Raw genomic sequence first — 20,089 nt, 5'->3', positions numbered from 1 at the left:
ACGATCTACTTTTCCGCCTGGGCCAGGGCCGGGGGATTGGCCCAGCCGCCGCCCAGGGCGCGATGCAAGGTTACGCGATTGGTCAAAATTGCCTGCTCGTTGAGCACCAGTTGATCAGCCAGGCTGTAGCGGGTCTGCTGGGCCTCCAACACGGTTAGGTAGTCCTGCAAGCCCCGCAAATAGCGCCGCTGGGCGGTGCTCTGGGTGGCCTCGGCCTCCTGCACCGCGTCCTTGAGGCGCTGGCGGCGGTCCTGCTGCTGCTTGCGGGTCAACAGGGCGCCCTCCACCTCGCCGAAGGCGGTGAGCACCGTCTTGGCGTAGTCGGCCACGCCCTGGCTATAGCGAGCCCGGGCCGCCTTTTCCTGGGCGGCCAAACGCCCGGCGTTGAACACCGGCTGGCTGATGCCCAGGGCCAGGTTCCACAGCTGGTTTTGCGGGGTGAACAGCTTGTCCAGTGCGCTGCTGGTGTAGCCGAAGCCGCCGGTGAGGCTGATGGTGGGGAAGCGGGCCGCGCGGGCCACCCCGATCTTCTCGCTGAGCGAGGTGAGGGTGGCTTCGGCGGAGCGCAGGTCCGGCCGGCGCAGCAGCAGGTCCGAGGGCAGGCCCGGGGGCACCTGCTTCATGCGGGCCAGATAGTCGATTCCCTTGTCCGGATCGGGCTTGATGGTGGGGTAGCGCCCCAACAGCACCGCCAACTGCTGCTTGGCCAGGCCCAACTCCTGCTCCAGGGCAGGCCGTTGGGCCTTGGCCTGGGCCAGGGAGCGCCGGGCCTGCCGGAGGTCCAAAACGCTGATCAGGCCCCGCTCATAGCGGCCCTCAACCACGGTGACGCTGGTGGTGTAGGCCTCGATGCTCTGCTGGTTCACCGCCAGGCGGCGCTGGATGGACCGCACTTTGAAGTAGCCGGTGACCGCAGAGGCCACCACGGTCTGGGCCACGGTGCGCCGGTTTTCCTCGGCCGCCAACAGGTCGGCCTTGGCCGCAGCCTCGGACCGGGCCAGCTTGCCCCAGAGGTCCACCTCGAAGGTGGCGGCCAGGGACAGGTTGAAGCTGTCGCGCTCGTCGGAGAGGACCTGGGTGGTTGGCAGGCTCAGCGAGGTCACCGAGCGCTGCTTCTGGCCGGTGCCGTCCAGGGTCACGGTGGGGTAGCGCTGCGAGCGGCTTACCACAAAGGCGCTCTTGAGCTCCAGCACCCGGCCGGCGGCCTTTTCCAGGTCCAGGTTCTGCTTGAGCACCTCGCTCACCACCTGGTTGAGCTGCGGGTCGCCGAACTGCTCCCACCACTTGTCCAAGTTGGCATAGGGCGACTTGGCCTTGGCCTTGGCTTTGACCTGGTCGTAGCCGGGCGGCATCTTGAAGGCGAACTCGGGACGTTGGTAGTCCGGGCCCACCTTGATGCAACCCGCCGTGCCAAGGGCCAGCGACCCGCCCAGAAGCAGGGCCAGGATGGTCCTTGCGGGACGGAGCCTCATTGCACCTTGTCTCCATTCAGCCCGTGCAGGGCGAAAGTAGTGATGTGCTCCACCAGTTGCTCCACGAATTCGTTGTCGTATTGCCGCCCGGTGACCAGGCTGACCACCGGCCGGGCGAAGTTGAAGTACATGACCTGGGCAAAGATGGAGATCGCGATGAGTTTCAGGCGCTCGGGGTCCACGGGGTGGGGCAGGCAGCGTTGCCACATGCGGGTGGCCAAGTCCATGAAGGGCACCAGGGCCTCCTGGGCCAGCAATTGAAAGACCCGGGACTGCTGCCCCATCTCCCGGGAGACGAGCTGATGGTGTCGCTGGCGCTCATCGGCGGTCAAGGTCTCGCCCAAAAAGGCGTGGGCCATGGTGCTCACCATTTCCTCGGGGCTGAAGCTCCCCCTCTTTTCCAGCTCCATTAGGGGCAGGCTTATCCTGCGGGCCCTCTCCAGCCAACGGGCGCGGAACACCTCCAAATAGAGGTTTTCCTTGTTGCCGAAGTGATAGTTAACCGCCGCCAGATGGGTCCCGGCCGAAGAGGTTATCTCGCGCACCGTCACCGCGCTGTAGCCCTTCTCGGCGAACAGGCGCTCCGCTTCGTCTAGGATGCGCTCCCGGGTGTCGTCGGGATTGTGGGTGGTTTCCGGCTTCATTCTCACCTCTCTGAATACGAACGTTTGTATCAAACAAACGTTCGTATGTCAACACGGCCGACACCTCGGCATCGCGGCGTTAATAAGCACGGGTCGTGCCATACATGCCGGCGGGAAGCTGTTGTTAAATAGAGTTGTAATTACGGCATGATATGGTGGTGTCCCCGGGGAGAGACTTGCTTGGCCCGGCCCGGCGCGCTAAAAAAATTCGCAGCCTTGGCGCCGCCTGGGTAGTATTTATCCACACCCGAATCAATAGGCATTGCATGGCCACGCCGCCCACAGACCCCGAAAACGCCGCCCAGGACCAGGGCCCCGCCCTGCCCGAGGCCTTTTGGAACCACGGCCTCACCCCCAGCTACGTGGGCCTCATCTCCCAGCCCGAGGGCTATGCCCGCCGGGCCACGGACTGCGGCGACGCCATCGAGCTTTTCCTACGCATCCGGGGCGGGGTGCTGAGCGACGCCCGTTGCCTGGCCGAGGGCTGTCTGCATACCGTGGCCTGCGCCAGCGCCCTGGCCACCCTGGCTCGCGGCAAGGACCTCAAGCAGGCCGCCGCCTTGGGCCCGGAGGAGATCAGCCGCGAGCTGGGCGGCCTGGACGCGGCCCACATGCACTGCGCCGAGATGGCCGTGGAGGTGTTGCGCGAGGCCCTGCGCGACGCCTGCGCCAAGCGCCAGACCCCCTGGCAAGCGCCCTACCAGCGGCGCTGAGCCCCGCCTGCTCCGAGTTCGCAGGGATTATTACTAACTTTTCAGTATGGTTTGAGCCCCTCCGCTCGCCCACAATATTAAGTATCCCCTCCGCCTGCCCATTCATGGACAACCTGACCTCTAAAGGAGACAACGATGCTTAAGTGGGCTGTCATTTTTTTGGTCATCGCCTTGATCGCCGCCCTTTTCGGTTTCGGCGGCATCGCGGCGGCCGCGGCGGGAATCGCCAAGATCCTGTTCTTCGCCTTTATCATCTTCTTCCTGGTGGCCCTCATCGCCGGGCTTGTCGCGCGGGGGCGCGCACCGCGTCCCTGAGGCAGGGGCTTGACCCCGGCAATTGATCTTGGCTGAATAGAAAAGGAGACATCATGGACGAGAAGAAAGCATACGAGAAAAAAGCGCAAGCCGATTTGGACCTGATGCAGGCCCGTTTGGACGAGCTAAAGGCCAAGGCCGCCAAGGCAGAGGCCCAGGGGGAGATAGACCTCCAGCAGCAGATCAAAGACCTCAAGGCCAAGCGCGACGCGGCCCAGGAGCGGCTGGCCGAGCTGAACAAGGCCGGCCAGGATGCCTGGAGCGACCTCAAAGGCGGGTTTTCCAAGGCGGCGGACGACCTCAAGGCCGCCCTGGACGACGCCGCCTCGCGATTGTCCTAGGCATGAACACTCTCTTGGATGGAGGCGCAAGCATGAGAAGAAGTCTAGTGGCCGCCCTGGCGCTGGCGTTACTGATGATGCTGGCCATGGCCGGCTGCAGCGACGACGGCGATCAGAAGATCACCGCCGAGCAGGTGAAAAAAGAGGCCAAGGAGGCCGTGGACACCGCCGTGGCCTACAGCAAGCAGAAGCACGAAGAGTACATGAACAAGGCCAAGGCCAAGTACCAGGAGTGGGAGCAGGAGAGCGCCCAGCTCATGGAGCAGGCCAAGCAGAAGGCGGCCCAGGGCCAGGCCAAGGCCCAGGAGGCGCTGGCCGACCTGCAAGCCAAGCAGGAAGTGGTCAAGCAAAAGTGGGAGGCGCTCAAGACCTCCACCGGCGAGGCCTATGTCAAGGCCAAGCAGGAGTTGGAAGAGGCGCTCAAGAACCTGCAAGAGGCCTACAAAAAGGCTAAGGCCGAGCTGGCCGGCTAAGTCCGGCCCCGGCCCGCGATACAGGGAGAATATGGCCAAGATGGACCTGGGGTCGCTGTTGCGGCCCGCTCCGGGCATGAGCCCGGAGGAGTTGGAAACCTTCCGCCGGGAGCACCCGGCCGGAAGCTGGACCCTGCTGGACGTGCGCCAGCCCAAGGAATATCGGGAAAAGCATCTGCCCGGCGCGGAGCTGATCCCCTTGCCCGAGCTGAAAGAACGCCTGGACGAGGTGGACCGGGACAAGCCGGTGGTCGCCTACTGCGCGGTGGGCGGCCGCAGCCGGGCCGCGTCCCAATACCTGCAAGGCCAGGGCTTCAAGGAGGTCTACAACCTCAGCGGGGGCATCAAGGCCTGGGACGGCGAAGTGGCCGCCGGGCCGGAGAGCTGGGGCCTGGAGCTGGCCGAGCCGGGCGAGAGCCCGGGACAGGCCATTGCCGCGGCCTACGGCCTGGAGCGGGGCCTGCAAGCCTGCTACCAGGGCCTGGCCCAACAGGCCGCAGGCGAACAGCTGCGCACCCTGTACCAGCGCCTGGCCGGCCTGGAAGACAAGCACATGGAGCGCCTGCGCGCCGCCCTGGCCGAGCTGCCCCCGGAGCAGCAGCAAGGCGTGGAGCTGAAAAGCGGCGGCGGGTCCCTGCGCATGGAAGGTGGCTGGGAAGTGTCCGACTACCTGGCCAAGCACGGCGGCCAGGGGGCGGACCCCGCCTCGACGGTGATGCTGGCCATGGGCCTGGAGACCCAGGCCATGGACCTGTATCTGCGCCTGGCCTCGCGCATGGAGCAGCCCGGTAGCCGAAAGGTGTTCCTGGCCCTGGGCGACGAGGAGCTGGGCCATTTGCAGGCCCTGGGCAAGATGCTCGACGAGATGGCCTAGAACCAACCGGCCCCAGAGCAAAGCAAAAGGCCCCGCCGCGCGATGCGGCGGGGCCTTATTATTTCGTGGGACGTTCTAGGCGGGGGCCTTGGCGCTTCTCTTGCGGCGGCGGCGGAAGAAGCCCGCGCCCGCGGCCAAAGCGCTGCCCATGAGCAGCATGGTGGCCGGCTCCGGGGTGCCCGCCGCGCCGCCGGTGCCCATGGTCAGGTCCTGGCGGTCGTTCTGGTCATTGATCAGGTACTGTCCGGTGAGCGAGATGTTGCCGTTGTTGGCGGTCTTGTACTCGCTCAGGGCCACCAGGTAGCTGCCGGCCATGGCCGCGGTCGTGCCGCTAAGGGTGTAGAAGCGGCTGTTGGTGTCAGTGACGCTGCCCGAGGTGTAGGTGGTGGAGTGATCCAGCACCACCTCCCAGATGGCCAACTGCACTGCCTGGATGGCCAGCTTCACCGCGGGCGAGCCGTAGTTCACCGAGCCGGGGTCGCTCACCCAGTCCGCGCCCGGAGCGTAGTTCTCCATGAGCCAGGCCACCTCGCGCCAGTCGTAGTTGGTCACCGGCGGGCTGATCTCCGGCCCGGACCACAGGTTGGGGTCGCCCGGGGTGATGGGGTTCTTGAAGTTCTGCAGCGGGTCCACGCAGTAGCCGAACCAGATTGCGTCCTGATAGGTGGTGGGCGTGTAAAACTCGGCAGTGATGGCGTTGCGCGACTGACCGTCAACCCATACCTGCACGTTGCTGTTGCCTCGATAGGCCACGTTCATGGTGTCGGCCATGGCCGATCCGCTGCCCAGCAGCAGCATGGTCACAGCCAACACTATGACAAACCTAATAATTCTCATGCGGACCCTCACATCTCCCGGGGCAGGGTTATTTGGTCGCGTTGCACTAGCTCTATTAAGAAATATTAGCACTTTTTTAAAAATTGCAAGCGGTTTAATGGGCCACCTTGGTTGGGGTGAAAAGGGGGGCTAAGCTTGGGCGGCCAGGGCGCGGCCCTGGGCCAATAGCTGATCGGCCTCCAGCAAGAACACCATCTCGCCGTCGGGCCGCTGGCCCACCCCGGCCAGGAGCCGCCGGTTCAGGGGGCCCAGGTCCGCCTGCTCCAGGCGCGCCGTCCCGGCGCTCACCTCCTCCACGGCCACCACCTCGTCCACGGCCAGGGCCAGGGGCCCTCCGCCGGGATTGTCGGCCACCACCGCGATCTCGCGGCCCGCCTCGCGCAGGGCCTGGCGGGCGGCCTGGATGCGCCGGGGCAAACGCGACAAGGCCAGGGCCTGGTGCCGGGCCAGCAGCTCCCGCGCCTGGCCGTATAGGCCCAGGGCCAACAGCTCGGAAACCTCGGCGGCGGCCTCATGGGCCTGACAGTGAGGCGCGTCCAAGGCGGCCATGTGGGAGATCAGGAAGGGATCATCCGGCGAGGCGGCCGCGTACCAGCGGCCAAAGGCGCACTCCTCCGGGGCCAGGGGCTGGGCGAAGCGGCGGCCCTGGTCCGCGGCCGAGGTCAGCTCTTCCAGCCAGGCGCGGTGCTCGCGCTCGCCCCGGGCCAATAGCTCGTCCATCCGGGCCATCTCCTGCTCCAGGGAGGGCAGGCCCAGCACCCGGCGCAGGTCCATCAGGGGCAGCAACTCGCCGCGCAGGTCGATCATGCCCCGCAGCAGGGGGCTGTCGCCCGGCACCGGAGTCACGGCGGGCATGGCGGTCATTTCGCGCACCTGCCGGGTGGATAGGGCCAGATGGTGCCGCCCCAGGCGCAGGATCACCCAGGGCAGCCGCTCCCGTTGGCTGGTGGGGAGCTGGGCCAAGAGCAGGCTCCTAGTTGCCCCGCCCGAAGCCGCACACCGGGAAGCGGCAGCCGTCGGCGCAGTTTTGGCAATAGCCGCCATGGGCCAGGGCCGCGATGCTGGCGCGGGTGAAGCGCTCGCCGGCCAGCACCCGGGGCAGGATCAGGTCCAGGATGGTGGTGGGGTGGAACAGGGCGCAGGCCGGCACCCCCAAAATGGGGATGTCGCCTTGGGGGGCGGCCAGGTCGCCCACCAGGAACATGGCGCCGGGCAGCACCGGGGTGCCGTAGAGCAGGTTTTTGCCCCCGGCCTCGGCGATGGCCATGCGGGTCACGTCGTCCGGGTCCACGCTCATGCCCGCGGTGGTGATGATCATCTCCGCCCCGCGCCGGGCCAGGCTCTTGATGGCGTTCATGACCGCGGCCTTGTCGTCCGGGGCCACCTCCACCCCCATCACCGAGGCCCCCAGAGCCTCCAGCTTGGCGGTGACGATGGGCGCGAAGCGGTCCTCGATGAGCCCGTGGGCCACCTCGTTGCCCGTGACCACCACCCCGGCCTTTAGCGGGCTAAAGGGCAGCACCTTGAGCAAGCCGCCGTCCTGGGCGGCCAGGGCGGCCGCCTCCTCCACCGCCGCGCGCGCCACCACCAGGGGGATGGCCCGGGTGCCGGCCAGATCCTGGCCTTTGCGCACCACGGAGTTGCGGTGGATAGTGGCGCACATCACCTCGCTGCTCAGATTGAAGCGGGTCAGGCGTTCCACATCCAGGTCGAACAGCCCGTCATGGGCCGCGATGAGCACGATCTTGCCCTCCGAGGGCGGGCCTTTCTTTTCGATGCCCGGGCCGGACAGGGCCTCGGCCAGCATCTCGGCGGCCTCGTTCTCGTGCATCTGGTCCGGGGCGATGTCCAGGACGTAGAGGTGGCGCTTGCCCATGCGGGCCAGGCGCTCCAGGTCCTCGGGGCGCACCACGTGGCCCTTCTTGAAGGCGGGCGCCTTGCTCTTGCCGGGCACGATCTCGGTCATGTCGTGGGCCAAGACCAGGCCCACCGCATCGTCAAGGGTGACCAGCCTCCCCACCGGCCCGGCGGCGCACTGGTCGCCGCAGTCGAATTCCATCACAGCTCCACTACCTCTCCCAAGTCGAAATAAGCATCCCCGGCGCAGACCGCGCACAGGCTCCGCCCCTCGCGAAGCCTGGCCTGTCCGCTGCGCACCAACACGCCGCACTGGGCGCAGGGCACCTTTTCCGGGCGCACTCCCGGCATCTGATCGGCCGGGATCTTCAGCTCGATCCGGGCTACGTCGAACAGCTCGGAGTCGGGCATTACGGCATAGGCCTCGGTCTGGGCCTGATGATCGTTGGCCGCCCCTGGGGCGTAGCGCCGGGCCAAATCGCGGGCCGAGTCCTTGGAGACCACCCGCACCGCCCGGCCGCTGGAGATCTCGCCGAAGGTGGCGGCCAAAAGGCCCAAATTTATCAGCTTGAGCGAACCGCGTCCAAAACGCAGGCCGGTGGAGCTGGCCACCGCGTCGGCCAGGCAGCGCTCGATCTCCACCACCCCGATGATGTTCTTTATCTCCGGGTAGGGCAGGGGGCAGGGATAGCCCAACAGGCCTAGCCCCAGGATGGACATGCGCACCCCGATCACCTGGCCGGGGCAGAGGTGCCCGTGGGCGCGGGAAGAGGCGGCCACCAGGGCCTCCACCTGGTCGGCGGGGGGAACCGGGGGCATGGGGTGCAGTCCTCGGGCGTCGCTTGGGTCCATGTTTATGCCATCCCTATTTGACACGCTGCAAAACGCTAACCCGCCCGTGCCCGGCCACCGGCTGGGCCTGCTGCCCGCCGTGGTGGGCCTTCACGGTCAGGGGGCGGGTACGGTAGATGGGGGTGACCGCCGCGCACACCGCGAAGAGCCTCCCCAGGGGCCAGTGACGCAGGCTCGATCCCGGCCAGGGCCGGCTGCCCGCCCAGGAACGGGGCACCGGGCCCAGCACCTCGCGCACCAGGCGGAACAAGGACCAGGGCGGCAACAGGGCCGCGTCCGCGAAGGGGTGGGCCGAGCCGGGCCGCCGGGCCAGCCACTGCCAGGGCGAAAGAGGGTTGAGCGAGATGAGGCACAGACGGCTGGAGGCCACCCGAGCCGCCTCGGCCACCACCTGAGCCCGGCGTTCGGTGAACTCCAGGGTGTTGACCAGGATCACCGCGTCGAAGCTGTTGTCCTCGTAGGGCAGCTCATGGGCGTCGCCCAGCTCCACCTCGGCCTTGGGCCCCAGGCGCCCGGCGGCCATGCGCGCGGTAACCGGCCCTGCCTCCAGGCCCCAGGTCAGGGCCCCGCGCTTGGCCAGATGGGCCAGGTGCACTCCCAGGCCGCAGCCCACGTCCAAGACCCGCCAGCCGGGGCGGAAGTCCAGGGCGCGGTCCAGCAGGGTGGTGCTCAGGCGGACGTAGTCCCGCCCCTGGCCGCTCTCCAGCCAGCGTTCGTACTTTTTGGCCTCGGCCGCTTCAAAGATTCGATCCATTCCTATAAGAATATCGCTCCCTGGCGGCCGGGGCAAGCACTGAGCGGGGTTGGCTTGGGCCGCGTCGGTGTGCTAAATTTGCTCCACCAACCCGGTGAAAAAGGCAGCGTTGAAGATGCGTCCTCGCAATCACAGGCCCCACGGGCCGGCCTTCTGGGACCGGCCGCTGACCTTCGAACAGGTGCGCGAACACCGCAACATGACCTGCGGCCTCTACGGGATGTGCCTGGAGGTGGTGGTCAAGCGGCGTTGGCCCTCGTTCACCTGCCAGCCCTGCTCCCTGTGGCGCGGCCCGGCACAGCGCGCCGCCGGCGAGGGCGCCGGCAAGGTGCTGTTCATGCCCCTGGCCCTGCGCCGCTAGGGCTTATTGCTCTTCGTTGTCCCCGTTCAGGGGGCCCCGGTCCTTGTCCAGGCGATAAAGCATCTGATAGATGCGCTCCCGCCAGATCCACACCGGAATGATGAAGCCCACGCTGAGTATCCCCAGCACGATGAAGCTCCAGTAGTTCTCGTTGTAGATCGCCGCGCCTTGCAGCGAGAGCATCAGGGTGCCCGGGATGCGCCCGATGGAGCTGATGACCAGAAAGATGCGCCAGCTTATGGGCGACAGGCCCAGGGCGAAGCAGAAGTAGTCCTTGGGGAAGCCGGGGATGATGAAGAAGATGAAGCTGGCGATGACCCCCTGGCGCTCCATGAGATAGGAGATCTTGGCCAGGAACTTGGGCGGAATCATCCGCTCCACCAACTCCTTGCCCAAAAGGCGCGCGGCGAAGAAGTTGATCCAGGAGCCTACGGAAAGCCCGATGGTGGAGTAGATCAGCGAGGGCAGCCAGCCGAAGACATAGCCTCCGGCCGCGCCCACCAGCTCGCCGGGTATGGGCGAGACCAGCACCTGAAATATCTGGAAGACGATGAAGACCGCCGGGGCCCAGGCCCCGTAGGATTCGATGCGCGCCCGGAAGGCCTCCTTGTCCTGCAACAGCTCCCACAGCTGCCAGGTGTAGTCCATCAGCGGCTTCCAGAACACGATCATCAGGACCACCACCGCCACCAGGCCCAGGACGCTGAGGACCAGGCCAAGGCGGGAGGGGCCCTTTTTGGCCGGCGGGGCGGTCTCCGGTTCCGGGGATGCTGGCTGGGGAGGCTTCACATGATCATCCTGAACGGGGTTGCCTGCCTATACTCTGGCCGGGGCCGGGGCGCCCCGCAAGGGTTTCACCAAATTGCCACGATCTCCAGCTGGGGCGGGGTCAGGCCGAGGCGGCCAGCGCGATGGCCTCGGCCAGGTCCAGGGTGCCTTCGTATATGGCCCGCCCGGTGATGAACCCGGCCAGGCCAGCGGGAGCCAGCTCCATCAGGCGGCGCACGTCGTCCAGGTCGTGCACCCCGCCCGCGGCGATGATAGGCACGGCCACCGAGCGGCAGAGCTGGGCGGTGCTTTCCAGGTTGGGCCCGGTGTGCATGCCGTCGCGGGAGATGTCGGTGAAGATGATCGCCGCCACCTGGGGAATGTCGAAGGGCTTGGCCGCCTCCAGGAAATGCAGGCCCATGTCCTCGGTCCAGCCCTGCACCGCCACCATGCCGTCGCGGGCGTCGATGCCGATGACCACCCGGCCCGGGAACAGCTCGGCCGCTTGCAAGGCCGTGTAGGGCTCGCGCGCGGCCAGGGTGCCCAGGATCACCCGGTCCACCCCCAGGTCCAGGGTCCGCTTGAGGCCCTCCAGGTCGCGCACTCCGCCGCCCAGCTGCACCGGAATGCTCAGGGCGGAGCAGATGCTCTCGATCACCGCGGCGTTGGCCGGGCGGCCTTCCACCGCGCCGTCCAGGTCCACCACGTGCAGGCGACGAGCGCCTTCCTCTTCCCAATGGCGCGCCATGGCCACCGGGTCGTGGCTGAACACGGTTTCCTTGTCCATGCGGCCCTGCTGCAAACGCACGCAGCGGCCGCCCTTCAGGTCTACGGCGGGTATTGCCTCCAAGGCTCTACTCTTTTTTCTTGGGCGGAGCCTTGCGCCAGGGGAAGGTCTCCATGATCTGGGTCATGCCGATGTTCGACAGCTGCTCGGCGGTGAGCCAGCGCAGGCCGTGCTTCATGTATTGCCCGAGGTTGAACAGGTCGGACGCCAGCGACTTCTGGGTCTGGTCAAAGGAGTTCTTCCAGATCACCGAACCGTCGCGCACCCTGACCACCGACAGGTCGAAGGCCACCGAGGCGGGATTGTTCACCCCGTAGGCGTCGCCATCGCGCTGACGGTAGCGGTAGACGAAGCCGGTGAGCACCACGTCCACGCCCAGCTCCTTGCCCGTGGCCACGATCTCTTCGCGGACCGTGTCGGTAAGGCTGCGCCCGGCCACCACGCTATAGGTCAGGCCGGCTTGGGGGTAAGGGATGAAAGGCACCTTGGAGAACTGCTTGAGCTGCTCGTTGAGCTGCTCGTTGAGCGTGTTCTCGGCGGTCACCACGATCTGGCCGCAAGTAAACACCGACCCGGTGAGGGGGCAGGACACGCTGGGGCCGGTTTCCTTGTTGGGCAGCACCTTTTGATAAGGCAGCACCGCCATTTTCTTGGGCACCCAGGTCAGGTCGCGGTTGATGGTGGTGTCCCGCGGGGGCGCGCAGCCCAGCCCCAGGGCCACCACGGCCAGCAAAGCGCCGGCCGCCAGGAGAGAAACCATACTCCGGGCTTTCATAACACCCCCTTGGTAGAGGAAGAGCCGCGACCGCGGTCCTCCCGGGCGGTGGCTTGGTCCAAGGCCCGTCCCAGGGCCTTGAAGGCGGCCTCCAGCATGTGGTGATCATTGTCGCCGTAAATAAGGCGCACGTGCAGGGTCAGGCCGGCGTTGAGCGCCAGGGCCCGCCAAAATTCCTCGGCCAGCTGGCCGTCGAAGCCGCCCACCGTGCCGGGGCGGCGCTGATACACGCCCTTGTAAAGGGGGCGGTTGGACAGGTCCACCACCACCTGGGCCAGGGATTCGTCCATGGGCACGAAGGACGAGCCGTAGCGCACCAGGCCGCTGCGCTCGCCCAGGGCCTCTTTCATGGCCTGACCCAGGCAGATGCCCACGTCCTCCACCGTGTGGTGGGGGTCCACTTCCAGGTCGCCCTTGGCCGTGAGCTTCAGGTCGAAATAGCCGTGGAAGGCCACATGAGTGAGCATGTGGTCGAAAAAGCCCACTCCGGTGGAAATTTCGCTCTGGCCGGTGCCATCCAGGTCCAGGGACAGGCTGACCTCGGTTTCCTTGGTCTCGCGTTTAATTTCGGCTCGGCGGCTCATGCTAAAATCCTTCACCGCAAAGGCACGGCGGGCACACCCCACCGCCCCGGGCCCCGCAAGGCCCGTTTTGCCTGAGATGCTAGCACGGTGGGGCCTGGCTGTCGAGAGCCTAGGGGCCGGGGGACGGGGCCGATTAGGTAAGGGCTGGTATATTGTTAGGCATGGTGGGATATGCCGGGCATTGGTTGACTTTGCCCCGCCTCGCCGGTATATTCCTCCCACGCTGGCCCGGAAGCCAAGCCGGGCCTCGTTCCGTGGGGCTGTAGCTCAGCTGGGAGAGCGCCACGTTCGCAACGTGGAAGTCGAGGGTTCGAGTCCCTTCAGCTCCACCACAACTTGATCGCATCGAGGAAGGCCTTCACGGCCTTCCTTTTTTTGTGGGGGAGGGGAAGGGTGGGAATGTGAGTGTTCGACGGGCACCCACCACAATTAAAGCCCTGATAGCATGATTTGCCCAGAGAATCCTGATTATGTTAGTTTGCTGCGGTTAAAAAGGAAGTTGGGAAAGTAAATGTTTTTTAACAAGTTGGCATTTGGTTGTTTTTTACTCATGGCTTTATCCGCCGGCTGTGTCCCCTTTGTGGATGTCATGGACGTTAATAAGGTGCCGCCGGCAGAACGCAACGCAGCCTTCAAGATCAAAATTTATCGCGGATCGGATGAATATCCGCCGGTTTTAGAGTTTCTCGGCCAAATGAAGGCTACGTCTTGCAAGCACTGGATGTGGGATGATGCAGCGACGACGGGTAATGCTCTTGAGCAACTGCGAATAAAAGGCTATCGGAAGGGTGCGGACGGGTTTGTTAATGTCGCTTGTGACTCTCTCGGGACCAACTTAGGTACTAATTGTTGGTCAAGTGTGACTTGCAGTGGAGACGCCGTTCGCTTTAACGGCAAGCCGTAGCGGCCTTTTTTTGCGTACGACAAGATGTGGTCTTGGCGGATTAGCAACATCAGCCACCACCCCTCTTTCCTTATTCCCAACCTCTTATTTCTCGCCGCCCCGCTGCCCCATGCTCCGGAAACCCCCTGGCCTCCAGACGATTTTCCCATTACAATTAAAACAATCAATTTGTGGGAAGCTATCCGCGTATGCGATTTTCCTGGTCACATAGCCTCCTGGCCTGCCTGTTGGCCCTGGGTCTGTTGTGGGCCTCGGCCCATACGGCCCGGGCTGACAACTTCGACTCGGCCGAGTTGATCCTGGCCGGTTCGGCCTACAGCGCCAGCGGCTCCAGTGGCAAGGGCTGGACCGACCTGGCCGGCGGGGCCACCTATACCGCCTGGAGCGGGTGGGTGGAGTACGAGGTCTACCTCACCGCCGGGGAGTGGACCTACGGCCTGGAGGTCATCAACCGCGGCTACCTGGGCACTAACTGGTACAGCGCCTTCCACGTGAAGGAGTCCATCACCGGCCAGACCATGTACATCCCGGCCAGCGACGACAAGGCCTATGTGGGCCAGCAGACCGCCCAGATATTCAGTGACGGCCTCTACACCATCCGCTTCTCCTGGCTCAACGACCAGTACGGCTCCAACTACAGCCCGGTGCGCGACGCCAACATCCAGATCAATTCGGTGTTTTTCGACAAAACCACCCCCAGCGCGGGCACCCCGGAGCCGGCCAGCGGCCTGCTGTTGGCCTCGGCCGTGGGCCTGGTGGCCTGGGTGCGCCGCCGGCGGCGCTAGGTCGCCGGGGAGAAAGCCTTGCCCCTGGAAGAGACCACCCAGCCCGAGCCCGAAGGCATCCTCATCAACGAGGCCCAGTTCCTCCTGGCCCAGAAGCGCACCCTGCTGGCGGCGGTGCGCACCGGCCTGGCGGTGCTGGCCGTGCCCATGGGCATCATCTCGCTGCTGGTGGTGACCTCGCGGCTCTATCACTTCTGGGACAACATCGGCTACCTGGCCCCGCTCATCGCGGTTTGCCTGGGACTCATCAGCCTGGGCCTTACTCTGATCATCCGCAACCTGGCCCACCTGCGCCGCACCGAGCGCTCCCTGCGCGCCATCCTGGAGCGGAGCCCCCATTTGCACCACCTGGAACCCTAGTCTCCCGATAAAAACCTGATGAATGTAGGGCTTTTTGTGGCCAGGCGGGCCGCTTTGTGCTATGTGTCGGCCATACCTTGATCAACCCGAGGATGCGACTCATGAGCGACACCGGTAGCGATATGACCCTGGAGCAGTTTTTGGCGGAGTGGCCCGGCGAGCAGGCAGCCCTGAAGGGGATATACCAGAGCTTCCTGGCGGGCGTGCGCGCGCTTCCCGGGGTAAAAGAGACCTTTTTGCCCCGCCCGGGGGTGAGCTACAGCCTGCGCTGGGATCTGGCCCAGCGGCCGGCCGGGCGCGAGCGGCCCTTGTTCGCCATGGCCGACGTGGTGCCCCTGGGCGCCGACGAGCTGATGCTCTCCATCTGCTTTTTCGGGGATGAGGTCAACGACCCCGAGGAGCTGGGCAATCTGATTCCGGACGGCATGTACGGCGGAGACGGCTTCTGCTTCGACGTGGAAGGCGACGACCCGGAGCTGGGCGTCTATTGCCTGGCGCGGGCCCGCGAGGCCCACGCCGCGGCCGGGAGGGGCTAGCCCTCCTCGGCGGCCCAGGCGGTCAGGGTTTCGCGCAGCTGGGGCCCTTCGATGTTGTCCAGGCGCTGGGCCAGGAACATCTTGAACAGGCCGTCCACCGCCTTTAGGGCGCTTTCCATGAGCGCCACCCGCTCCAGGGCCAGGCCCTCCAGCCCATCCGGCTCCTCGCCGGCCGGGCCGGCGCTGGGCAGCTTCAGGCTCTTCACGGCCAGCTCGGCCGCGTCCAGGCTGAGCGCATACTCCTCGCCGTGAATCTCCAGGTTGAGGCGCAGCGACTCCACCAGCTTGCCCTGGCGCAGGGCCTCGCGCGCCTCGGCCAGGGAGCCCTCGGCTCCGCTGACCGTCACCCGCGAGCCCTCAGCGCCCATGGCCGGGCCCAGCACCAAGCGCTCGCCCAGGGCCACCTCCACCCAGTTCAGCTCGCCCAGGTCGGCCCCGCCTTCGTTTTCGCCCAAGTACCACAGCCAGGTAAGGAACTCCTGGCCCAGGAAAACCTTCTGATTGAGCAGCTCCATCAGGTCCATCTGCTACGCCTCCACGGCCAGGGGTCCCCAGGGGCGGGCTTCTTCCAGGCGGGCCAGGTCCAGGCTACCGGCCAGCAGGTCGCGCGCCACCAGGAAGGGCAGGCGGGGGGTCAGCTCCAGGCCGAAGCTGGCCACGAAATGCTCCTCAAACAGGTCCAGCACCTTGCGGCTGCCCGCGCCCAGCCACAGTTCATTGCTGGCCGTGTCCCAGATCACCTCGTAGAGCTTGGTCTCGGGCGGTATGCGGGCCAAGAGGCCCAAGCGGGCCTTGTCCTTTAGCTCCTCGCGGCGCACCCGGCCCAGCTTGCGGCCCTCGTCCATGAAGCTCAGGGCCTTGTCCATCTCCAGGCGGTGGTATTTCTTGAGCAGGGAAGCGCTCACCTTGCGCTGGTCCACCCGCAGGCCCAAGAGCACGTAGGGCTCCATGGCGTAGGCCATGAAGGCGAACTCGGTGTCCAGGAAATCGTTGATGGAACACCAGCCCACCGAGATCTCCTCGGTGCTGTTCTCGATGTCCTTAAAGACGTGGGCTTTCACCCGGCGGTCGATGAAGTCCCAGAAGCCGGCGGGCGGCTCGCCGCTGACCTTGTAGCGGGTGATGCTGGCCCGTCCCTTGAGCAGTCCCATGCGCTTATTGCCTTTCTCCAGCGTGTGGAGGGGCTACTCTAGCGCGGGCGGGCGGGGCGCGCAAGGGAGGCGCTGCCTTGGGGCGTATCCTCGGGTTGCTTCGGGGAGCCGGGGCCCGGGCAAGCCGCCGCGCTAGCAGCCAAGAGGGCCCGGCGGCGGGCCGCGCCGCCCGGGCTGGGCGGGCGGTAGGGCTCTTTGTATTCCCGGCAGGTGCACATGGATTAATAATGGCCGCCACGCACCCCCCGCGCAAGCCCCGCCTTGACGGGAAGCTTCTCAGACCCTAAGTTTTAGGCACACGACAATTTCGGCCCGGAGAGAGCCATGAGCGATAAGACCGACGAAAGCAAGTACGTTTGGGTGATCACCCAGCGCGGCAAGGATTACGAGAACTTCCTGGGCCTGGAGGACGAGGCGGGCGAGCGCTTCATCCCGGTGACCGCCGAGAAGGACCATGCCTTGATCCTCATGGGCCGCCTGCCCGTGGACCCGGACGTGCAACGCACCGTGGAGGCCATGCACCGCGAACAGATCGGCGAGGCCGCCCGCGACGACGGGTTCAGCCTCTACCTGGTGGATGAGAACGGCAAGATCCTGGAGCGCATCGAGGGGCCGGCGGCCCAGTAAGGGGCCGGTCCGCCGCACTGCGGTTTGCCGCTGGGTTATGGCAGGCCAAAAATCCAGAAAGAGTTTTGAAAAAGGAAAGCCGGTGAGTTGGTTCCGGGGCGGGGCGCTGTCTGGCCCCTGGTCTACCAGCCGGTAGCCTCTATCATGGCGGGGGCGGGGCGCTCCACCAGGGCGGCGCCGCCCTTGGGTCATATTAGGCCACACCCCAGCGGGCAGATTTTCCCGCGTCTTTCTTTCTATTACCTACTTCTTTTTTCTTCCCTAAACCCTACGCCCGCCTGCCGCGAAACACCTGCCACAGCTCGCCCAGCTCCCGAAGGCGCATGAGCTTGGCGGCCAGGAAGTAGACCCCCACCCCGGCGAGGAGGGCCGCGGCCGGACGGGCCCAGCGCCACAGGGCCCCGCTCTCCGCGCCCCAGTCCGGACCAAAGGCGATGAGCCCCACCACCAGGCCCATGAAGGCCGCCGCCGCGCAGGTGCCCAGGCCCGAGCGCAGCAGGCTGCGCCCGCCCAGGAGCCCCAGCTTGCGCCGCAATAGGAACAGCAGGAGAATCAGGTTGGTGATGCCCGAGGCCGAGGTGGCCAGGGCCAGGCCGGTCTGCTTGAGCGGCCACATCAGGGCCAGGGAGAGCACCAGCTTGACCACCAGGCACAGCGCGGCCACGATCACCGGGGTGCGTATGTCCTTCTTGGCGTAAAAGGCCTGTACCACGGCCCGCACTCCAGCGATGGCCCACAGCCCCGTGGCCAGGCCCATCACCGCCCCGGCGGTCTGGCTGGCCGTGTCCAGGGTGAACTCGCCGCGCATGAACAGCAACACCACCAGGGGCCGGGCCAGGACCAATAGCCCCACCATGGCTGGCACGGTGATGAACAGGATAAGCCTGAGGCCGTAGCGCATGGTGTTCAGCAGCGCGGCCTGGTCGTTGTCCGCCGCCTGGCGCGAGAGGCTGGGCAGGATGGCCGTGGACACCGCGATGGCGAATATGCCGAGGGGGAACTGGATCAGCCGGTCGGCGTAGTAGAGATAACTGACCGTGCCGCTGGGCAAAAACGAGGCCAGGATGGTGTCCATGAGCACGGCCACCTGGTACACCGCCGCCCCGAAGATGGCCGGGACCATGAGGCGCAACATGCGCCGGAGGGCCGGGTTTTTGATGTCCCAGGCGGGCCGGAAGGGCACTCCCTTGGCCCGGAGGTAGGGCAGCTGCATCAGAAGCTGGGCCGCCCCACCCAGGATCACGCCCAGGGCCAGGCTGAACACCGGCGGGTCCACATAGCCCGAGAGCCCCACCGACGCCGCGATGATGCAAAGGTTGAGCAGAGCCGGGGCCGCCGCCGGAGCGAAGAAGTGGCCCATGGAGTTGAGCACCCCCCCGGCCAGGGCCACTAGGCTGATGAAGAATATGTAGGGGAGGCACCAGCGGGTCAGCTCCACGGCCAGGCCGAAGGTGCCCGCCCCGGGGGTGAAGCCCGGCGCGATGGCCCGCACCACCTCGGGCGCGAAGACCACCCCCAGGACGGTTACGATCAAGAGGCTCAGGGCTAGGAGCGAAAGGGTGGAGCGGGCCAGGAGAAAGGCCTCCTCGCGCCCTTTTTTCTTGAGCACCTCGGTGAACACGGGTATGAAGGCGATGGTCAGGGTGCCTTCGGCGAACAGCCGCCGGAGCAGGTTGGGGATGCGGAAGGCCACGAAAAAGGCGTCCGCCGCAGCCCCGGCCCCGAAGAAATAGGCGATGACCACGTCGCGCACGAAACCCAGCACGCGCGAAGCCAGGGTGGCCAGGCCCACCACCCCAGCGGCGCGGGTCATCTTGTGCTGTTCGCTGCCTTTTTCCATCAAAACCTCTTGACAGTACGCCCGGCTACCGTTAAAAGTTTGGGTCTGTCGGGGCGATGGGCCCTAAACGCCCGGAGCCTGAACTTATTCGGAGGAAGTACCGTTGGCTAACCATGCTTCGGCCCTTAAAAGGGCCCGCCAAAACCTTAAGCGCAACGCTCGCAACAAGGCTTACCGCACCCGCGTGCGCTCGGTGGTCAAACTGGTCCGTCAGGCCATCGAGGCCGGCGACGCCGAGGCCGCCCAGACCGCTCTGAGCAAGGCCGTGCCGGTGATCGACAAGGCCGCCAGCAAGGGCGTGCTGCACAAGAAGAACGCCTCGCGCAAGGTTTCCCGCCTGTCCAGCCAGGTAGCGGGCCTCTAGCCTCTCGGCGCTCTTAATCGACGATTTACGCGCCTGGATCGGCATTTGCCGGTCCAGGCCGTTGTTTTGCCATTCTGACGCCACCCCTAGGCGCATATATCCAAAACCAGGCGTTCCATGATCACCCGGTCCGAGCCGGGCGAGGACTTCAGGGCCACGTCGGCGGCCAAGACCAGCTTCAGGGCCTTGGCCAGGCTGGCCGCGCTCTCGCGCCGCGCCCGCTTCACCAGGGTCTCGGTGGCCTGGGGCGGGGTGCGCAGGGTGCGCTGCACCGCGCCCTGATCGCCGCCCTGGTCCAGCACCGCCCGCGTCTCCAATAGCTGCCGGAACAGCCGGGTGAGCATGGCCAAGACGCGCACCGCCGGCTCGCCCAGGGAGTCGAGCTGGTTGTAGGAGCTCAGGGCCCGGGCCAGGGAGCGGGCGGCCACCGCGTCGGTGAAGTCGAAGATGCTGTAGAGCCGCGACCCGCCCAAAAGCTCCTGCACCGTGGCCAGGTCGATGGCCGGCGCCTTGCCCACGAAGAGCGAAAGCTTCTCCACCTCCGAGTCCAGGGCCCCCAGGCCCAGCCCGGCCAGCTCGGCCAAATAGCTCGCCGCCGCCGGGGCCAGCTTCTTGCCCCGAAGGCGCGCCCGGCCTTGCAGCCAGGGGGCGATCTGGCGGGCGTACATCTTCTTGAAGGTGTGCACCTTGCCCGCCTTGTTCAGGGCCTTGGCGAACTTGGTGCGCGCGTCCAGCTTGGCGCCGGTCAGGAGCAGGGTGGTGGAGGGGGTTGGGTCCTCCAGGTAGGTGATGAACTCGGCCGCCTGGTCCGCCTTGTACAGGTGCACCTCGCTGACGATGATCAGGCGGCGGCTGCCCAGAAAGGGCAGGGTGCGGGCGCTGTCCAATACCTTGGGCGCGCCGGTCTCGGCGGCCAGAAAGCGCTCCACGTTGAGCGAGGGATTCTCGCTGAACCCGGGCGAATCCATAAAGGCGGCCACCCCGGCCGAAACCAGGAAGTCCTCCTCGCCGAATAGGCCATAAAGCGGCCCCGGCGCTCCGCCGGCCACTTCGGGCCAGGGCAGATCGCCGGGGTCGGTGTTGCGCTTGCCGGGCGAAGCCACGGCCGCTCCGTT

The 20,089-nt window shown here is 66.2% G+C and carries 27 protein-coding genes and 1 tRNA gene; 13 read left to right on the top strand and 15 right to left on the bottom strand.

What is annotated here, in order from left to right; translation table 11 throughout:
- Nucleotides 1-5 precede the first annotated feature (5 nt).
- Complete coding sequence (locus KQH53_12810) at nt 6-1,472, bottom strand: efflux transporter outer membrane subunit (GenBank protein MCB2227550.1); 1,467 nt, start codon at nt 1,470-1,472, stop codon at nt 6-8.
- Nucleotides 1,469-2,116 (bottom strand): TetR/AcrR family transcriptional regulator, encoded by a 648-nt coding sequence (locus tag KQH53_12805; GenBank protein ID MCB2227549.1) that lies wholly within the window; start codon nt 2,114-2,116, stop codon nt 1,469-1,471. The genes KQH53_12810 and KQH53_12805 overlap by 4 nt, the downstream gene beginning before the upstream one ends.
- A 266-nt stretch (nt 2,117-2,382) precedes the next feature.
- Here KQH53_12805 and KQH53_12800 point away from each other — a divergent pair, with 266 nt between their 5' ends.
- The 5 genes from KQH53_12800 (at nt 2,383) to KQH53_12780 (ending at nt 4,832) form a co-directional block, all read left to right on the top strand.
- Nucleotides 2,383-2,829, top strand: a complete 447-nt coding sequence (locus KQH53_12800; protein MCB2227548.1) for an iron-sulfur cluster assembly scaffold protein — start codon at nt 2,383-2,385, stop codon at nt 2,827-2,829.
- Nucleotides 2,830-2,964: 135 nt separating this feature from the next.
- Nucleotides 2,965-3,144, top strand: a complete 180-nt coding sequence (locus KQH53_12795) for a DUF1328 domain-containing protein (protein ID MCB2227547.1) — start codon at nt 2,965-2,967, stop codon at nt 3,142-3,144.
- Nucleotides 3,145-3,197: 53 nt separating this feature from the next.
- Nucleotides 3,198-3,485: a hypothetical protein gene (locus KQH53_12790; GenBank protein MCB2227546.1), complete on the top strand. Its 288-nt coding sequence runs from the start codon at nt 3,198-3,200 to the stop codon at nt 3,483-3,485.
- A gap of 32 nt (nt 3,486-3,517) precedes the next feature.
- Nucleotides 3,518-3,958 (top strand): hypothetical protein, encoded by a 441-nt coding sequence (locus tag KQH53_12785; GenBank protein MCB2227545.1) that lies wholly within the window; start codon nt 3,518-3,520, stop codon nt 3,956-3,958.
- A 31-nt stretch (nt 3,959-3,989) separates the two neighbouring features.
- On the top strand, nt 3,990-4,832 hold the full coding sequence (locus tag KQH53_12780; GenBank protein ID MCB2227544.1) for a hypothetical protein: 843 nt from the start codon (nt 3,990-3,992) through the stop codon (nt 4,830-4,832).
- A gap of 75 nt (nt 4,833-4,907) precedes the next feature.
- Here KQH53_12780 and KQH53_12775 read toward each other — a convergent pair whose 3' ends face one another.
- The 5 genes from KQH53_12775 to KQH53_12755 all read right to left on the bottom strand — a co-directional run bounded on the left by KQH53_12775 (nt 4,908) and on the right by KQH53_12755 (nt 9,132).
- Nucleotides 4,908-5,669: a PEP-CTERM sorting domain-containing protein gene (locus tag KQH53_12775; GenBank protein ID MCB2227543.1), complete on the bottom strand. Its 762-nt coding sequence runs from the start codon at nt 5,667-5,669 to the stop codon at nt 4,908-4,910.
- A gap of 129 nt (nt 5,670-5,798) precedes the next feature.
- Nucleotides 5,799-6,632 (bottom strand): chemotaxis protein CheW, encoded by an 834-nt coding sequence (locus KQH53_12770; protein MCB2227542.1) that lies wholly within the window; start codon nt 6,630-6,632, stop codon nt 5,799-5,801.
- 10 nt (nt 6,633-6,642) lie between these two features.
- A complete protein-coding gene (locus tag KQH53_12765; protein ID MCB2227541.1) occupies nt 6,643-7,728 on the bottom strand; it encodes a molybdopterin-binding protein in 1,086 nt (361 codons plus the stop codon).
- The gene (locus KQH53_12760) at nt 7,728-8,378 is read right to left on the bottom strand and encodes a hypothetical protein (GenBank protein ID MCB2227540.1); all 651 of its coding nucleotides are present in this window, start codon (nt 8,376-8,378) and stop codon (nt 7,728-7,730) included. The genes KQH53_12765 and KQH53_12760 overlap by 1 nt, the downstream gene beginning before the upstream one ends.
- Before the next feature lie 13 nt (nt 8,379-8,391).
- Nucleotides 8,392-9,132 carry a class I SAM-dependent methyltransferase gene (locus KQH53_12755; GenBank protein ID MCB2227539.1) on the bottom strand — a complete coding sequence of 247 codons (741 nt, stop codon included), beginning with the start codon at nt 9,130-9,132 and terminating at the stop codon, nt 8,392-8,394.
- Between the two features lie 115 nt (nt 9,133-9,247).
- Between KQH53_12755 and KQH53_12750 the strand changes: the two genes are divergently transcribed.
- Complete coding sequence (locus tag KQH53_12750) at nt 9,248-9,493, top strand: hypothetical protein (GenBank protein ID MCB2227538.1); 246 nt, start codon at nt 9,248-9,250, stop codon at nt 9,491-9,493.
- Between the two features lie 3 nt (nt 9,494-9,496).
- Here the strand turns inward: KQH53_12750 and KQH53_12745 are convergent, their stop codons facing one another.
- From KQH53_12745 to hisB, 4 genes are all read right to left on the bottom strand, one after another.
- Nucleotides 9,497-10,282: a TVP38/TMEM64 family protein gene (locus KQH53_12745; protein ID MCB2227537.1), complete on the bottom strand. Its 786-nt coding sequence runs from the start codon at nt 10,280-10,282 to the stop codon at nt 9,497-9,499.
- Between the two features lie 100 nt (nt 10,283-10,382).
- Nucleotides 10,383-11,111, bottom strand: a complete 729-nt coding sequence (gene hisA / locus KQH53_12740) for a 1-(5-phosphoribosyl)-5-[(5-phosphoribosylamino)methylideneamino]imidazole-4-carboxamide isomerase (protein MCB2227536.1) — start codon at nt 11,109-11,111, stop codon at nt 10,383-10,385.
- Nucleotides 11,112-11,115: 4 nt separating this feature from the next.
- Nucleotides 11,116-11,823, bottom strand: coding sequence for a hypothetical protein (locus KQH53_12735; GenBank protein ID MCB2227535.1), 708 nt, complete (start codon nt 11,821-11,823; stop codon nt 11,116-11,118).
- Nucleotides 11,820-12,407, bottom strand: coding sequence for an imidazoleglycerol-phosphate dehydratase HisB (gene hisB, locus KQH53_12730; GenBank protein ID MCB2227534.1), 588 nt, complete (start codon nt 12,405-12,407; stop codon nt 11,820-11,822). The genes KQH53_12735 and hisB overlap by 4 nt, the downstream gene beginning before the upstream one ends.
- A gap of 256 nt (nt 12,408-12,663) precedes the next feature.
- Between hisB and KQH53_12725 the strand changes: the two genes are divergently transcribed.
- From KQH53_12725 to KQH53_12705, 5 genes are all read left to right on the top strand, one after another.
- Nucleotides 12,664-12,739, top strand: a tRNA-Ala gene (locus KQH53_12725).
- A 179-nt stretch (nt 12,740-12,918) separates the two neighbouring features.
- The gene (locus tag KQH53_12720) at nt 12,919-13,311 is read left to right on the top strand and encodes a hypothetical protein (protein ID MCB2227533.1); all 393 of its coding nucleotides are present in this window, start codon (nt 12,919-12,921) and stop codon (nt 13,309-13,311) included.
- 188 nt (nt 13,312-13,499) lie between these two features.
- Nucleotides 13,500-14,096 carry a PEP-CTERM sorting domain-containing protein gene (locus KQH53_12715; protein MCB2227532.1) on the top strand — a complete coding sequence of 199 codons (597 nt, stop codon included), beginning with the start codon at nt 13,500-13,502 and terminating at the stop codon, nt 14,094-14,096.
- A gap of 18 nt (nt 14,097-14,114) precedes the next feature.
- Nucleotides 14,115-14,456 (top strand): hypothetical protein, encoded by a 342-nt coding sequence (locus KQH53_12710; protein ID MCB2227531.1) that lies wholly within the window; start codon nt 14,115-14,117, stop codon nt 14,454-14,456.
- A 101-nt stretch (nt 14,457-14,557) separates the two neighbouring features.
- Complete coding sequence (locus tag KQH53_12705) at nt 14,558-14,992, top strand: hypothetical protein (protein MCB2227530.1); 435 nt, start codon at nt 14,558-14,560, stop codon at nt 14,990-14,992.
- Here the strand turns inward: KQH53_12705 and KQH53_12700 are convergent.
- Nucleotides 14,989-15,516, bottom strand: coding sequence for a hypothetical protein (locus KQH53_12700; GenBank protein ID MCB2227529.1), 528 nt, complete (start codon nt 15,514-15,516; stop codon nt 14,989-14,991). The genes KQH53_12705 and KQH53_12700 overlap by 4 nt on opposite strands.
- A gap of 3 nt (nt 15,517-15,519) precedes the next feature.
- Nucleotides 15,520-16,143 carry a recombination-associated protein RdgC gene (locus KQH53_12695; protein ID MCB2227528.1) on the bottom strand — a complete coding sequence of 208 codons (624 nt, stop codon included), beginning with the start codon at nt 16,141-16,143 and terminating at the stop codon, nt 15,520-15,522.
- A 324-nt stretch (nt 16,144-16,467) separates the two neighbouring features.
- Between KQH53_12695 and KQH53_12690 the strand changes: the two genes are divergently transcribed.
- Entirely contained in the window at nt 16,468-16,770 is a 303-nt protein-coding gene (locus KQH53_12690) for a hypothetical protein (GenBank protein ID MCB2227527.1), read from the top strand.
- Between the two features lie 268 nt (nt 16,771-17,038).
- Here KQH53_12690 and murJ read toward each other — a convergent pair whose 3' ends face one another.
- The gene (gene murJ / locus KQH53_12685) at nt 17,039-18,610 is read right to left on the bottom strand and encodes a murein biosynthesis integral membrane protein MurJ (protein ID MCB2227526.1); all 1,572 of its coding nucleotides are present in this window, start codon (nt 18,608-18,610) and stop codon (nt 17,039-17,041) included.
- Between the two features lie 103 nt (nt 18,611-18,713).
- Here murJ and rpsT point away from each other — a divergent pair, with 103 nt between their 5' ends.
- Nucleotides 18,714-18,974: a 30S ribosomal protein S20 gene (gene rpsT / locus KQH53_12680; GenBank protein ID MCB2227525.1), complete on the top strand. Its 261-nt coding sequence runs from the start codon at nt 18,714-18,716 to the stop codon at nt 18,972-18,974.
- A gap of 86 nt (nt 18,975-19,060) precedes the next feature.
- Here rpsT and holA read toward each other — a convergent pair whose 3' ends face one another.
- Entirely contained in the window at nt 19,061-20,077 is a 1,017-nt protein-coding gene (gene holA, locus KQH53_12675) for a DNA polymerase III subunit delta (GenBank protein MCB2227524.1), read from the bottom strand.
- Between the last annotated feature and the right edge of the window lie 12 nt (nt 20,078-20,089).

The organism is Desulfarculaceae bacterium (genome assembly GCA_020444545.1).
Lineage (GTDB): Bacteria > Desulfobacterota > Desulfarculia > Desulfarculales > Desulfarculaceae > Desulfoferula.
Note: the sequence above shows the minus strand (reverse complement) of the source record. Positions and strands in the feature narration are given on the sequence as shown.